This window comes from Nonomuraea diastatica (assembly GCF_004349015.1).
Lineage (GTDB): Bacteria > Actinomycetota > Actinomycetes > Streptosporangiales > Streptosporangiaceae > Nonomuraea > Nonomuraea diastatica.
Genome location: NZ_SMKP01000055.1, coordinates 1 through 14,385 on the forward strand (window position 1 = coordinate 1; position 14,385 = coordinate 14,385).

14 protein-coding genes are annotated in these 14,385 nt (G+C 71.5%); 4 read left to right on the top strand and 10 right to left on the bottom strand.

The genetic code is table 11. The features are described 5' to 3' along the window. Nucleotides 1-1,228 (top strand): MFS transporter (locus E1294_RS20255; protein WP_484213981.1); only part of this gene is annotated, 1,228 nt, incomplete at its 5' end. A 33-nt stretch (nt 1,229-1,261) separates the two neighbouring features. Here the strand turns inward: E1294_RS20255 and aspS are convergent. The 5 genes from aspS to E1294_RS20280 form a co-directional block, all read right to left on the bottom strand. Continuing rightward, nucleotides 1,262-2,524, bottom strand: coding sequence for an aspartate--tRNA(Asn) ligase (gene aspS / locus E1294_RS20260; protein ID WP_132510344.1), 1,263 nt, complete (start codon nt 2,522-2,524; stop codon nt 1,262-1,264). A 310-nt stretch (nt 2,525-2,834) separates the two neighbouring features. Then, the gene (der, locus tag E1294_RS20265) at nt 2,835-4,226 is read right to left on the bottom strand and encodes a ribosome biogenesis GTPase Der (protein WP_132510346.1); all 1,392 of its coding nucleotides are present in this window, start codon (nt 4,224-4,226) and stop codon (nt 2,835-2,837) included. A 35-nt stretch (nt 4,227-4,261) separates the two neighbouring features. Continuing rightward, on the bottom strand, nt 4,262-4,960 hold the full coding sequence (cmk, locus tag E1294_RS20270; RefSeq protein WP_132510348.1) for a (d)CMP kinase: 699 nt from the start codon (nt 4,958-4,960) through the stop codon (nt 4,262-4,264). Between the two features lie 331 nt (nt 4,961-5,291). Further along, a complete protein-coding gene (locus E1294_RS20275; RefSeq protein ID WP_220447835.1) occupies nt 5,292-5,762 on the bottom strand; it encodes a cysteine dioxygenase family protein in 471 nt (156 codons plus the stop codon). A 119-nt stretch (nt 5,763-5,881) separates the two neighbouring features. Further along, nucleotides 5,882-6,529, bottom strand: a complete 648-nt coding sequence (locus E1294_RS20280) for a dihydrofolate reductase family protein (RefSeq protein ID WP_132510350.1) — start codon at nt 6,527-6,529, stop codon at nt 5,882-5,884. A 202-nt stretch (nt 6,530-6,731) separates the two neighbouring features. Between E1294_RS20280 and E1294_RS20285 the strand changes: the two genes are divergently transcribed. The 3 genes from E1294_RS20285 to E1294_RS52825 all read left to right on the top strand — a co-directional run bounded on the left by E1294_RS20285 (nt 6,732) and on the right by E1294_RS52825 (nt 8,698). After that, nucleotides 6,732-7,442 carry a TetR/AcrR family transcriptional regulator gene (locus E1294_RS20285; RefSeq protein ID WP_132510352.1) on the top strand — a complete coding sequence of 237 codons (711 nt, stop codon included), beginning with the start codon at nt 6,732-6,734 and terminating at the stop codon, nt 7,440-7,442. A 165-nt stretch (nt 7,443-7,607) separates the two neighbouring features. Further along, entirely contained in the window at nt 7,608-8,456 is an 849-nt protein-coding gene (locus E1294_RS20290) for a glycosyltransferase family 2 protein (RefSeq protein WP_132510354.1), read from the top strand. Between the two features lie 47 nt (nt 8,457-8,503). Further along, nucleotides 8,504-8,698, top strand: coding sequence for a DUF2795 domain-containing protein (locus E1294_RS52825; protein ID WP_165977391.1), 195 nt, complete (start codon nt 8,504-8,506; stop codon nt 8,696-8,698). Nucleotides 8,699-8,756: 58 nt separating this feature from the next. Here the strand turns inward: E1294_RS52825 and E1294_RS20300 are convergent, their stop codons facing one another. From E1294_RS20300 to scpB, 5 genes are all read right to left on the bottom strand, one after another. After that, nucleotides 8,757-9,905: an NAD(P)/FAD-dependent oxidoreductase gene (locus E1294_RS20300; protein WP_132510358.1), complete on the bottom strand. Its 1,149-nt coding sequence runs from the start codon at nt 9,903-9,905 to the stop codon at nt 8,757-8,759. Between the two features lie 63 nt (nt 9,906-9,968). Further along, nucleotides 9,969-11,150: a prephenate dehydrogenase gene (locus E1294_RS20305; protein ID WP_132510360.1), complete on the bottom strand. Its 1,182-nt coding sequence runs from the start codon at nt 11,148-11,150 to the stop codon at nt 9,969-9,971. Nucleotides 11,151-11,213: 63 nt separating this feature from the next. Beyond that, the gene (aroH, locus tag E1294_RS20310; RefSeq protein ID WP_132510362.1) at nt 11,214-11,573 is read right to left on the bottom strand and encodes a chorismate mutase; all 360 of its coding nucleotides are present in this window, start codon (nt 11,571-11,573) and stop codon (nt 11,214-11,216) included. A gap of 70 nt (nt 11,574-11,643) precedes the next feature. Continuing rightward, the gene (locus E1294_RS54605; protein WP_246083140.1) at nt 11,644-13,620 is read right to left on the bottom strand and encodes a pseudouridine synthase; all 1,977 of its coding nucleotides are present in this window, start codon (nt 13,618-13,620) and stop codon (nt 11,644-11,646) included. Further along, nucleotides 13,617-14,237: an SMC-Scp complex subunit ScpB gene (gene scpB / locus E1294_RS20320; RefSeq protein ID WP_425465214.1), complete on the bottom strand. Its 621-nt coding sequence runs from the start codon at nt 14,235-14,237 to the stop codon at nt 13,617-13,619. The genes E1294_RS54605 and scpB overlap by 4 nt, the downstream gene beginning before the upstream one ends. Nucleotides 14,238-14,385 lie beyond the last annotated feature (148 nt).

Below are 14,385 nucleotides of genomic sequence, written 5' to 3' on the forward strand. Positions count from 1 at the left end.
GCTGGGGGGCTGGCACGCCATCTTCTGGATCAACCTCCCCCTCGCCGCCCTCGCCGCCGTCGCCGTCCACCTCACGGTCCCTGGCCGCCCCGTACGTTCTCTCCGAACGGCCACCGTCCCCGCGGACGCCACCAAACCGGGACAACTCCCCGCGGACGCCACCGAAGCGGGACAACGCCCCGCGGGCACGGCCGGAGGACGATCGCTCCCCGCACACACGACCGAAACGGGCAACGGTCCCGCGGGCACCACCGCAGGGCGATCCATCCCCGCAGGAGCCGAAGCGGGCGACGGTCCCGCGGACATCCCCCGGGGGCGGTTCGTTCCCGCGGGTGGTGATGGGCGGGTGGACGTGGTCGGCGGCGGGCTGCTGGCGCTGGCGCTCGGTCTGCTGGTGGTCGGCCTGTACAACCCCGACCCCGCCAAGGCAGTGCTTCCCCCGTGGGGCCTGCCCGTGATCGCCGCCGGCGCGCTGGTGGCCGTGCTCTTCGTCTGGTGGGAGGTCCGCTCCCCCGTCCGCCTGCTCGACCTGTCCGGCACCCGCAAGGGCCCGCTGCTCGCCACCCTGGCGGTGAGTTTCCTGGCCGGGGCCTCGCTGCTCGTGACCATGGTGTTCGTCCAGTTCACCGCCCAGACGCTGCTCGGCGCCGACGCGTTGGGGGCGTCGCTGATCCTGGCCAGGTTCCTGGCCGCGCTGACGGTGGGCGCGCTGCTCGGCGGGCTCCTGGCGCGCAAGGCGGGTGATCGGGCCGTGGCGGTGGCGGGCATGGTGCTGGCGGCGGCCGGCTACTGGCTGATGAGCCGCTGGCCGCTCGACCTGGAGAGCGCGGGCCTGCTGATGGACCTCCACCTGGTCGTCGCCGGGCTGGGTCTGGGGCTGGTCATCGCGCCGGTCTCGTCGGCGGTGCTGCGGGTGAGCCCGGCGGCCCAGCACGGCGTCGCCTCGGCGGCGGTCGTGGTGGCCAGGATGATGGGCATGCTGATCGGCATCGCGGCCGTGTCGGCGTGGGGTTTCTACCGGTTCCAGTCGCTGACCGCCCACCTGGACACGCCGCTCCCGTTCGGTGTGGACGCCGTGACCTACCAGCGGCAGTTGGCCGACTACACCGCGAAGGTGCAGGCGGCGCTGCACGTCGAGTACACCGAGATGTTCCTCGTCACGGCGTTCATCTGCGTGCTCGGCGCGGGCGTCGCGCTGCTCATGCCGTCCATCGCCCGGACCCGCTGAGGGGTGCCGGGCGATGGACGGCAGGCGGGAAGGTTACGGGGAGAGGCGGTGCAGGTCGCGGGGGAAGGCGGTGACCTGGCGGATGTTGGCGGCGCCCGTCAGCCGCGCCGTCCACCGTTCAAGCCCCAGGGCGAACCCTCCGTGCGGCGGCATCCCGTACGTGAATGCCTGCAGATACCCTTCGTACGCCTCCGTCCCCTCACCCCGGGCGGCCAGCGCGGCGACGTAGTCCGCGTACGCGTGCAGCCGCTGCCCGCCCGTGACCAGCTCCAGCCCTCGGAACAACAGGTCGAACCCGTTGGAGTAGCCCGGCCTGGCGGGATCGGGGTGGGTGTAGAAGGGCCGTTTGGCCATCGGGTAGCCGGTGACGAAGAGGAACTCCGACCCGTGTTCCCGCAGCGCCCACTCCGACAGCCGGCGTTCCTGCGCGGGTGACAGGTCGGGCTCCTCGGAGGACGTCAGCCGCTGCGCCTCGGTGAAGTGGATGGCCGGGATCTCGGCGGGCACCTCGGGCAACGTGGCGCCGAGCAGGGCGGCGGCGGAGGCGGCACGGCGGCGTACCGACTCCAGCATGCCCGCCATCGCCTCGCGCAGCACCGCCATCACGTCGCGGTGGTCGCGGACGAAGCCGAGCTCGGCGTCGAGGCTGGTGTACTGGGCCAGGTGGCGCACGGTGTCGTGCGGCTCGGCGCGGAAGACGGGCCCGACCTCGTAGACCCGCTCGAACACCCCGACCATCGCCTGCTTGCAGAACTGCGGTGACTGCGCCAGGTAGGCGGGCCTGCCGAAGTAGTCGATGCCGAAGACGTTCGCGCCGGACTCGGTGGCCGAGCCGACGATCTTCGGGGTGTGGATCTCGGTAAAGCCGAGCCCGTCGAGCGTCTCGCGGAACCCGGCCACGCCTGCGGCCGCGATCTCCAGCGGCGCCCTGAGGCGGGGGTGCCGCAGCGCGACGGGGGCGTGGTCGAGGATCGTCGGGAGCGTCGCACCCGGCTCCGGCCGGTAGAGGTCGAACGGCGGAGCCGTGCACGGCTCCGCCAGCACCTCGATCTCCGGCGCGACCAGCTCGAACCCTCCGGGGGCCTGCGGGCTGGCCGTCACGGTGCCGGTGACTTCGACGACGCTCTCCTCGCCCGGCAGGTCGCGCGCGGTCACCGCCTGGGCGAGGCCGGTGCGGTCTCTGACGACGAGGAAGGACACGGACTTCAGTTGCCGGCGGCGATGGACCCAGCCGGCGATCGTCACTCGTTGCCCGGCGTGCTCAGCGAGCTCCGCCGACATGACACGAGAGATCATCACAGCTCCTCACGAGGAAATGCATGATCCCTTGGGAGTGCGGGGGAGAAGGGAGCTCCCGGTGCCACCGCACTTTCGCCGCCCCTGGTCGAGGCGGCCTCGAGGACCCGATGACGGAAGTCAGGCGGCGGGGCATTTCCTCCCCGCACTCGGGAGTGTCTTCGCCGGAGGTGCACGGGACCGCCTTCACAGCTGCCGGCGGCTCTCTCGGCCCGTGCGGGACCTCGGCTACTCGTCTCCGTCGACGTTTGCGGTAAATCCTACGATCCCACGGAGGGGGACGGCAAAACCTTTGCCGCCCCCAGGCGAGCTATCGGTCCTTTTTCGAGCGCTTCTCCCGGATCTTCATCGTGACCTCGATCGGCGACCCGGCGAAGCCGAACTCCTCGCGGATGCGGCGCTCCACGAAGCGGCGGTAGGTGTCTTCCAGCCAGCCCGAGGTGAACAACACGAACTTGGGCGGCTCCACCGACGCCTGCGTGGCGAAGAGGATCTTCGGCTGCTTGCCGCCCCGCACCGGCGGCGGCGTCTGCTGCACCAGCTCGGTCAGGAACGCGTTGAGCCGGGCCGTGGGCACCCGCGTGGACCACGAGTCGAGCGCCTTCTCCAGCGCGGGGACCAGCCGGTCGACGTGCCGCCCCGTCGTGGCGGAGATGTTGACGCGCAGCGCCCACGGAGTGCGGACGAGCTGCCGGTCGATCTCCTTCTCCAGGTAGTAGCGGCGGTCCTCGTCGACCAGGTCCCACTTGTTGAAGGCGACCACCATCGCCCGCCCCGACTCGATGACCAGGCCGATGATGCGGAGATCCTGCTCGGTGAGCGGCTGGCTGGCGTCGATCAGCACGATCGCCACCTCAGTGCGCTCCAGGGCCGCGCGCGTGCGCATGGCGGCGTAGAAGTCGGCGCCCTGCAGCTCGCGGTCACGCCGCCGGATGCCGGCCGTGTCGACGAAGCGCCAGGTGCGCCCGCCCAGCTCGACCAGCTCGTCAACCGGATCGCGGGTGGTGCCGGCCATCGGGTCGACCAGGACCCGCTCCTCCCCCGCCAGCTTGTTGAGCAACGAGGACTTGCCGACGTTGGGCTTGCCGAGAAGGGCGACGCGGGCGGGCCCGCGCTCGGCCCCGAACGTCACCTCGGGCGTCTCCGGCAGCGCGTCGAGCACCACGTCGAGCAGGTCGCCGCTGGAGCGGCCGTGCAGGGCGGAGACGGGATAGGGCTCGCCGAGCCCGAGCGACCACAGCGCGGCCGCCTCCAGCTCAAGCTGCTGGTTGTCGACCTTGTTGGCGGCCAGGATGACCGGCTTGCCCGACTGCCGCAGCACCGAGCCCACGGTCTCGTCGGCGTCGGTCGCGCCGACGGTGGTGTCGACCACGAACACGATCACGTCGGCCAGCTCCGCCGCGATCTGGGCCTGCTCGGCGATGCGCAGGTTCATCCCGGTCGCGTCAGGGTCCCATCCTCCGGTGTCGACCACGGTGAAGCGGCGGCCGCGCCAGTTGGCTTCGTAGGTGACGCGGTCGCGGGTGACGCCCGGCACATCCTCGACGACCGCCTCGCGGCGGCCGATGATGCGGTTGACCAGCGTGGACTTGCCGACGTTCGGCCGCCCCACGATGGCGACGACCGGCAGCGGCACGGCGTCGCCGTGCTCGGTGATCTCAAGATCGTCGAGGTCGGCCTCGACCCAATCCCCCGTTGACACGATGTTTCGTCCTTAGTGAGTACCGCACCTGCTCGTCAGGTGCGCTCGCGAATGCGGTCGCCGCCGGGCCCGCCCGGGCCCGTCTGCTCGGCGACCAGTCTCAGCACCTCCGCGATGACCTCGTCGAGGCGCATCGCGGTGGTGTCGAGCTCGACGGCGCCATCCGCCATCGAGAGTGGGTCGGCCTTACGTGTCGAGTCGAGGGTGTCACGCCTGGCCATGGCCTCCTGCTGCGCCCGGGCTGTCGAGCCGGCCAGCTCCGCGCTGCGCCGCAGGGCACGCGCCTCGGCGCTGGCCGTCAGATAGATCTTGACGGCGGCGCCGGGGCAGACGACCGTGCCGATATCGCGGCCCTCGACCACGATGCCACCGGCGCCGATGATCTCCCGCTGCCGCGCGACCAGGCGGGCGCGCACCTCGGGGACGGCGGCGACGACGGAGACGGAGCCGGTGACGTCGGCCTCCCTGATCGGCCCCGCGACGTCGACCTCGTCGACATGGATCGCCGGGCTGTCGGGGTCGGTGCCGGAGACGATCAGCGGCTCGCCGCAGCGGGCCGCGATCGCGCCGGGGTCGGCCAGGTCGACGCCCTGCCGGAGCATCCACCACGTCATCGCGCGGTACATCGCCCCGGTGTCGAGGTAACGCAGGCCCAGCGCGCGGGCCACTCCGCGCGAGACGCTCGACTTGCCCGACCCCGAAGGGCCGTCCATGGCGACGACCAGACCCGTCACGGTCTCTCCCTCTTCACGTTGTTCCACCCGACTTGAAGAGGCTACAGCCTCCGGCTCGGTCGGCGATCCAGCCTCCGTGGCGGCCGAGCGGCACCCTGGCCGGCAGGTGCACGGTGGCGACCGGCTCTCCCGCGTACGCACCCCGCCTCAGGCTCCGCGCCAACGTACACCTTGTCGGACGGTGCACTCACCTGCGCGGACACCGTCCAGGAATTTGAGTCCGAGAAGGGCGGCGACGTCGAGACCCTCGTCGGCGAGTCTGACATGCGGGCGGGACGCCCCGGCTATCCGCTGCGGGTGCCGCCCTCGGGGCCGGGGCTTGGGTTTCCCCTCATTCGCCTGCCGGGCTGTCCCAGCCAGAGACGAACCACCGGACTGCTCCAGTGGCCGGATCGTACAACCGCCGGCTGATGGTGCCGATGTTGCCTCCGTAGACGTGGATCCCGACGGTGGGCTGGTCGCCGAGGGCTGTGACGGCGTGGACGTCGTCGTCGGTCGTACAGCACACGGTGACCTGCCCGCGTTCCCACACCTGCTCGCCGGCGGGCGTCAGGGCTCTCCCCGGCTCGGACGCCGCGGGCTTGACGTAGCGGAGCTCGCGTTCGGCTCCCGAGTAGATCCCGACGACACCCCATGTCTCGTGTCCGTGCACGGGTGTGCGTTGACCGACGTTCCAGACGACGGACGCAAGTGACCAGCTGTCGTCGGGGGCGATGTACAGCGGGTACGTGGCATGGTGCTCCTCCGACGGCCGGGTGAACTCTCGGGGAAGCCGGTAGTCGCTGGCCAGCAGACCGGACAACTGGCCGCGATCTGCTTCGTGATCGCGTACTCGTCGTCGATGCCGCTGACCAACGACGCCACGTCTTTGATGAAGGTGTCCATGGTCTCCACTCACATACGGCTCGGTTGCGTTCGCGGTCACCGGCTCTTGGCGGTGAACGTCAGGTGAGTGACGCCAGAGGGCGTGGAGACCGCCTCGATGTGGTACGCCTCCTCCAGCGACTCCAGGCCGTCCCAGAGCCGGACGCCGCGGCCGAGCAGGATCGGGGCCTGGACGACGTGCATGTGATCGACCAGCCCCTCGGCGAGGAAGTCGCGTATGACGGAGGGCCCGCCGCCCAGGCGCACGTCCTGGCCGTCGGCCGCTTTGCGGGCCTTCTCGAGCGCCTCCGCGGGCGAGGCGTCAAGGAAGTGGAACGTGGTGCCGCCCTCCATCTCGACCGAGGGCCGCGGCCGGTGGGTGAGCACGAAGACCGGCGTGTGGAATGGCGGGTTGGTGCCCCACGCGCCCTTGTAGTCGAGGTCGTCCTGCCAGCCAGGCGGGCCGAACTTGCCGGCGCCCATGATCTCGGCGCCGATGCCGCGACCGTGCATCGCAGCGAATGCGTTGTCGGCGCCGACACTCCCATCGCGGCCGCCGCCCATCTCATGCCAGTACCGGGTGGCGAACATCCAGTCGTGCAGGCGCTCACCGGCGTGACCGAACGGGGCGCCGGGAGCTTGACCCTCTCCGGTGCCGAAGCCGTCCAGCGAGACGGTGAAGTTGTGAACGCGCAACTTTCCCATGGTTGCTTCCTCTACCTTTCAGTAGCCGATGACGTTCCGTCCAGGAACATCGACACGTCCGGCACCACCTTGTTCATCGCGAAACTCTCGCCCTGTCGGCGCGGCAGCACCTCCTGTCCTGGGGCCGGAGGATAACTGTGTCTATAGGACACTGTGTATGATAGATACGGTTTAGGTGGCATGACAAGAGGGAGGGGCGGCGATGCCGGCCAGCGAGGATCAGAAAGCAGTGGCCGAGCTGTTGTGGGGCCTCCGGAAACCGCCCAGCAGAGGCCCCAGGCCCGCCTTCGACATCGCCCAGATCGCCGACACCGCCGTGAAGGTCGCCGACGCCGAGGGACTGGAGGCGGTCTCCATGCAACGAGTCGCCGCCGAGCTCGGCTTCACCAAGATGGCCCTTTACCGCTACGTCAACGACAAGGCCGAACTGATCGCCGTCATGATCGAAGCCGCGGTCGGCCCAGCCCCCGACCTGAGCGGGGTCTGCGGATGGCGGGCCAAGCTCGAAGAGTACGCCCGCCAGCTGTCCGCCGCCTGGAGGCTCCGCCCCTGGCTGCCGTCGATCACCGCGGGCGACCGCGTGATGGGCCCACGAGAGACCGGGTGGCCAGAGAGCGCCCTCAGCGCCCTGGCCGACACCCCCCTGACCGAACGCGAACGCCTGGACGCGATCATGCTGGTGTCCAACCACATCCGCGCCACCCACGCAGCCGCCACCCCTGGCACCCAGACCTGGACGGCCGGCAACGCCGCCCCGATCATGCGCGACCTGCTCCTGCTCAACGCCGACCGTTTCCCGCTGCTCGCCACCACGCAGGCCGCCCCTTCGGCCACCACGATCCAGGAGTTCGGCCTACACGCCATTCTCGACGGTGTCGAACACGCCATCACCCAACGCACCCCGAAACAGTGAGCTTGTGGAGGGTGGCCGCCACCCAAGCAGCGGGCCTGGTACGCGGTAACCGCCACCCCCGGCACCACCGTCTCTTGGTCGTCACGCTGGTTTCCGCCCCTGCCCCGGCCGCCCGTCAACGCCCACGGCAGGACTAACGGCCGCCGCCCCGGTAAGTGACCTCTTGTGACAGACGAAGCACGCGTCACAGTCGTCGTGGCCAGCAAGGACAGGCTTCGGGCACTGGCCCGATCCCTTCCGATGCACCCGCGGCCGGTGATCCTCGTGGACAACGGTTCCACCGACGGGACGGCCTGGTTCGTGCGCCGCCACTTCCCCGACGTCCTGCTGGTCGAGCCGGGTTCCAATCTCGGCGCTCCCGGCCGCAACCTCGGCGTGCGGATGGCCGGAACACCGTACGTGGCCTTCGCCGACGACGACTCCTGGTGGGCGCCTGGCGCGCTGGAGCGGGCCGCCGACGTGCTGGACGCCCATCCCCGGCTGGCCGTTCTCGGCGCGCGCGTGCTGGTGGGCCCGGAGGAGCGGCTGGATCCGGTGTCGGAGCTGATGCGTCGCTCGCCGCTCGGCAGGGAGCCGGATCTGCCGGGGCCGAGTGTGCTGGGGTTCCTGGCGTGCGGGGCGGTGGTGCGCAGGGAGGCGTTCCTGGAGGCGGACGGCTTCGACGACGTGATCTTCTTCTTCGGGGAGGAGGAGCGCCTGGCGGTCGACCTGGCCGCGAAGGGGTGGGGGCTGGCGTACGTGGACGACGTCGTGGCCCACCACCATCCGTCGCCGGCCAAGGACCCGCGCGGCAGGCAGGTGCTGGCCCTGCGGAACGCCGTGCTGACCGCGGTGTTGCGCCGCCCGTGGCCGGTGGTGGCGCGGCGGGCGCTCGACGCCCTGCGGGCGGGACCAGCCGGATGGGAGGGGCTGCGCACGGCCGTGCCGCGCCTTCCGGGGGCGCTGGCGGAGCGGCGGGGGTTGCCGCGCGCCGTGGAGCGGGCACGACGGCGGCTGGAACGGGCCGGCGGCTGAGCACAGGCGTGCGGTTACGTCTCACCGAACGGGGGCAGCAGGCGCTCATGAGTACCGCACCTAACCCGATCGACCTGCAGAAACACCTGGGTGGCGTCGACTACCCAGCCGGCAAGGCCGATCTGATCAAGGCCGCGCGCGACCACAACGCGAGCAAGGACATCGTCGAAGCCCTGGAGGCCATGCCCGACCGCCAGTACGACGGCCCGAACGCCGTGAGCGAGGCCGTCACCAAACGCTGACCCGCTGGGACGCGGCGGACGGGGACTGGGAGGCCCCGTCCGCCGCGCCGCCCTCATCTCACGGGATCCCGGCGCTCAACGCGAACGCCCTGACGGGCACGAGCCCGCGTTTGAGCAGCCGGTACGTCGGCAGCGGGCTGCTGCTGACCATCTCCTTGTAGGCGACGGCGGCCCGTCCCTTCAGATACCACCGGCGGGGGCTGTCGTCCGGCCGGGTGAACTGGATGACGGCGTCCTTCCGTCCCAGGCTGACCGGCTGGTGGATATATCCGAACCTGAACTGTTTCGGGGTTTTCCCTCGCAGGGTGGCGGCCAGCGAGTCGGCCGCGTGCAGGCCGGTGGGGATGCCGCCCTGGCAGGTGCCGTGCAGCACCCCGAACTTCTGGGTGACCGCGGCGGCGTCGCCGACGGCGTACACGTCAGGGTGTGACACCGAGCGGAGCGCCGAGTCCACCACGATCCTGTCACGGGCGTCCACGCTCAGCCCGGACCCGGCGACCAGGGGCAGACCCCGGGTGCCGGCCGTCCAGAGTGTCACGTCGGAGTGAATCAGCTCTCCGCCGACCAGTTCGACGGCGTCCGGCAGGACCTTGTGGACCTCCACGCCGGTGCGCACCTCGACGCAGAGCCGCTCCAGCGCCGCGTCCAGGTGGGCTCGGGCCCGCTCCCCCATCATGGAGCCGGGCCGTCCCCTGGACAGCAGGACGACGTGCAGGCGCGGGTGCGCCTCGGCGAACTCCGCCGCCGATTCGATGCCGGTCAGCCCGCCGCCCACCACGACCACCGTGCCGCTGCGCAGCGTGCCGAGATGCCCGCAGAGCCGTACGGCCTGCTCGTGGTCGTAGAAAGTGTAGGCGTGGCTGTCGGCTCCGGGCACCGAGGCGTCTGCGACGGCGCCGAGCGCGTAGATCAGCTTGTCGTAGCCGAGCACACGCCCGTCGTCGAGGTGCGCCTCGTGGCGTGCCGCGTCGAGCCGGGCGACCCGGCCCAGCACGACGTCGAGGCCGGTGCCCGCGACGATCTCGTCCAGCGGGTGCACGGCGAGCGACTCCCCCGCCGCCGTCTGGTGCAGCCTGAGCCGCTCGGTGAAGGTGGGCGAGGCGTTCACCAGCCTGACCCTGCCGCCCACGCGGCGGGTTTTGGCGGCGACCCTGACGGCCGCCGCGATGCCGGTGTAGCCCGCGCCCAGAACCAGGATGTTGCTCATCTTCCTTACCTCCTCGATTCGCCCCGAAGACGGATCGAGCAGGCTCGGACGTGACATCGGCTGCTAGGGAACCTGCCAGCCGCGTTCGCGCAGGGCCTCGGAGAGCGTGGCGGCCGCGTCGGGCTGCACCGACAGCTCGGCGATGCCCAGCGGCAGCCCTGGGGCGTGCTCCAGGCGCACGTCCTCGACGTTGACGCCGACCTCGTCGCACACCTGGAACAGCCGGGCCAGCTGGCCGGGACGGTCACCGATGACGACCTGGACGACGGCGTAGGAGGAGGCGGGGCCGCCGTGCTTGCCGGGGATACGATCGTGGCCGACGACACCCCGCTTGAGCAGCTGGGTGATCTCGCCGGTCGCGGTGCCGTCGCCCTCGGCCAGGGCCCGCAGCGCGCTCGCCGCGTCGGCCAGGTCGTGCGCGACGGCTTCCAGCACCTCGGCGACCGGGGAGGCGTTGCCCGACAGGATGCCGAGCCAGAGCCCGGGGTCGCTGCCCGCGATCCGGGTGACGTCGCGCACGCCCTGCCCGGCCAGGCCGAGGGCGACGTCGGTGGCGTCGGCCAGGCGCGCGGCCACGGCGGAGGCCGCGACGTGGGGCGCGTGGGAGACGACGGCGACAGCCCGGTCGTGGTCGGTGGCGCTGACCTCGACCGCGTTGGCGCCGCACAACTCGATCAGGCGCAGCACGGCCGCCTTCGCCTCGGGGTCGGCCTCGGCCGTGGGGCACAGCGCCCACGGCCGGCCCAGGAAAAGGTCGTCCCTGGCCGCCCCCGGGCCGGACTTCTCGCGGCCGGCGAGCGGGTGGGAGGCGACGTAGGCGGACAGGTCGCAGCCGAGCTGCGCGGCCCGGTGGATGGGCTCGGCTTTGACGCTGGCGACGTCGGTGTAGAACCTGGCCGCCTGAAGGCGCTGCAGCTCGAGCAGCTCGGTCGCCACGTGGGCGGGGGGCACCGCGATGATCGCCAGGTCGGCCTGCTCAGTGGCCCGGCCGTCCTGCGGCCCTGGCTCCTCGCCCGCGGGGCCCACGTGCCCCCGCCCTGGCTTCTCGGCCGCCGGGTCGCCGGGCTGGGCGGGGTGCGGGCCGCCGGGCCGCCACTCCTCACCCGCCCCGAGCTCCCGTGCCAGCCGTACGGCTCCCTGATCGCGGTCGGCGAGCAGCACGCGCACACCGCGCTTGCGCAGCGCCAACGCCGCGGAGGTGCCGATGAGACCGGTGCCGACGACGAGCACGGTGCGAAGTTCCATCTGGTGTCCTGATTTATCGGGCCATTGGGATAGCCAGTATCTCGTTATGTGGTGCCCGGTCGCTCACTGCGCGATGTCCTGCCGCAGTGCCACCGCGCCACGCAGGTAAACATGCTGGATCTCGGCCCTCGCGCGGTCGGTCTCCACGTGGGCCATGAGGCGCACCACGCGGGGCAGCCCACCCGGCACGGCGATCTCGGTGCAGCAGATCAGCGGCACCTCGTGGAAACCGAGCTTCCGCGCCGCGAGCGCGGGAAACTCGGCCGTCAGATCGGGCGTGGCCGTGAACAGCACGCTGATCACGTCATCGGGGGTCAGCTCGTTACGCTCCATGATCGCGCTGACCAGCTCGGTCGTCCCTTCGATGATCGAGCCACGGTCGTCGGCGTCCACCTGGATCGCCCCACGAATCGCGCGCACCATGTGGTCGGTCCCCTTCCCCTAACCGGGCGAGCCCGTGCGAGGATCGCACGGGCTCCTTCGTCCGGCCAGGTTACAGCTTCACGGCAGCGTAGAGCTCGCCGACTTCCTTCAGGCTGAGCGCCCGGATGGTGCCCGGCTTCGTACGGCCCAGCTTCACCGGACCGAATTCGATCCTGGCCAGGTCGATCACCCGGTGGCCCGCCACCTCCAGCATGCGCCGTACGACGTGCCTGCGGCCCTCGTGCAGCACGACCTCGACCAGCGCCTGCTGCCCGTGTTCCTGCACGACGGTGAAGCTGTCGGCCCTGACGATGCCGTCCTCCAGCTCGATGCCCTGCTTGAGCCTGCGGCCCAGGTCGCGCGGGATCGGCCCGGGCACCTTGGCCCAGTATTTCTTCTGCACCCCATAGCTCGGATGCGTCAGCCTGTTGGCCAGCTCGCCGTCGTTGGTGAGCAGCAGCAGACCCTCGGTCTCGGTGTCGAGCCTGCCCACGTGAAACAGCCTCGGCGCCAGCTCCTCGACGTAGTCGGCCAGGCACGGGCGACCCTGCGGGTCGTCCATCGTGGAGACGACGCCGATGGGCTTGTTGAGAGCGTAGTAGACGAGGTCGGGGGCGGTGGGGATGCGCTTCCCGTCGACGTGGATGACCTGCGTCGCGGGATCGACCTTGGCGCCGAACCTCCGTACGACCTGGCCGTTCACCGTGACCCGGCCCTCGCCGATCATCTCCTCGCACGCCCTGCGGCTGGCGACGCCCGCCTGGGCGAGCACCTTCTGCAGCCGCACGCCGTCAGGGACCTCGGTGGTGTCGCGCTCGTCGGAGTAGCCCTCAGGGTAGAAGTCACGGTCGCGCAGGGGCTGGCGGGCCGCCTTCACCCGGTCGTGCTGGGGGCTGCCGTAGCCACGTCCGCCGCTGCGCCTGCCCCCGATCGTCTGAACGTCGTCCCGCCGGGGAGCACGCCCGTTGTCGCGCCCGGTACGCCCGGCGTCGCGCCCGGTGCGGGCATCGCCGTCCCGCCTGCCGTAGCGGGACCTGGTGGACTCGGTGTCCCGGGGAGCGGCCTCACGACGCCCGCTCCTGTCGGCCCGGAACCCGCCGCGCTCCTCACGCCGCTCGCCCCCGTAACCACCCCGGTCGGCCCTGCCGCCCTGTTCGGATCGGTAACCTCCGCGCTCGTCACGCCGCTCGGACCGGTAACCTCCGCCACGCTCGTCACGCCGCTCGGACCGGTAACCTCCGCCACGCTCGTCACGCCGCTCGGACCGGTAACCTCCGCCACGCTCGTCACGTCGCTCGGACCCGTAACCTCCGCGCTCGTCACGCCGCTCGGACCGGTAACCTCCGCCACGCTCGTCACGCCGCTCGGACCCGTAACCTCCGCGCTCGTCACGCCGCTCGGACCGGTAACCGCCACCGCGCTCGTCACGCCGCTCAGACCGGTAACCACGCTCGAACCTGTCGCCGCGCTCGGAACGCTGACCGCCTGCGCGGTCATCACGGCGCTCGGAACGGTAACCACCAGCGCGCCCGGACGCGTAACCGCCACCGCGCTCGTCGCGACGCTCGGAACGGTAACCGTCCCGGTCGCCACGAGGACGCTCACCACGTCCGTAACGGTCGTCGCGGCCATCGCGCTCGCCGCGGTCGCCGCGGTCGCCGCGGTCGCCGCGGTCGCCGCGTGTGGAGCGGTCGTCGCGGTCGGCTCCTCGCGAGTAGCGGCCGCCGGCGTCGTCGCGCCCGGCGGGCCTGCCGTACCGGGCGCGGGTGCCGCCCCGGTCGGCGCGAAGGGAGTCGCGGGAGGGGCGGGCGTCGCCTACGGAGTCGCGGCCGCGGGCACGGTCGTCGCCCCGGAAGTCGTCACGGAAGTCGTCACGCCGAGGCCCACCTCTGGAGTCTCTTCGGCCGGTGCCACCGCGGAAGTCGTCACGCCGGGAGTCGCCACGGGCGTCGTCGGAGCGGAAGGCGGGACGCCCACCACGGCCGGAGCCGCCCGTGCGTCCACGACCGCGTCCATCACCGGACGGGGTGCTGCGCCTGTTGATCACTTTGTTGTCTCCTCGAGGTTTTCCACGTCGTCGGGGAGGAAGGGCGCGAGCTCGGGGAGCTCGCTCAGATCCCGTAGTCCCAGACGTTCAAGGAAGTATGAGCTTGTCCGGTAGAGCACCGCTTGGCTCTCCGGGTCGGTGCCGGCCTCTTCGACCAGCCCTCTGGCGACGAGTGTGCGCATGACACCGTCGCTGTTGACGCCGCGTACGGCGGCGACGCGGGAACGGCTCACCGGTTGCCGGTAGGCCACGACCGCGAGTGTTTCGAGCGCGGCCTGGGTGAGCCGCGTCTGCTGGCCGTCGCGTACGAACCTTTCGACCAGCGGCGCGCAGCCGGCACGCGTGTAGAAACGCCAACCACCCGCCACTTCTCTCAAATCGAAACCCCGTCCGGCGGCGGTGTATTCCGCCGCCAGCCCACGCAGCGCCACGGCGACCTCGTGGGTGGGCCGTTCGAGCACCTGAGCCAGCGTCACCTCGGCGACCGGCTCGTCAACGACAAGCAGGATAGCCTCAAGCGCCGCCTCGAGCCTCGGCCCCTCCCCCGGCTCGGTCTCCTCGGCGCCCACCGCGGGCCCGGCGGCGGCGTCCTGGCCTGGCTCGTCGCCGGGTGTCAGGTCGCCGTTTCCCGTGGCCGGGGTGGTGGGCGTGCCGTCCGCCGCCTCGTCGCGACCGGAGGCGCCGGTCACCGGCCCGTCGCCCTCGGCCTTCTCGTCAGCGGCGAAGGCCGGTCCGTCAGCCCCCGCGGCCGGCTCCTCCTGCCGC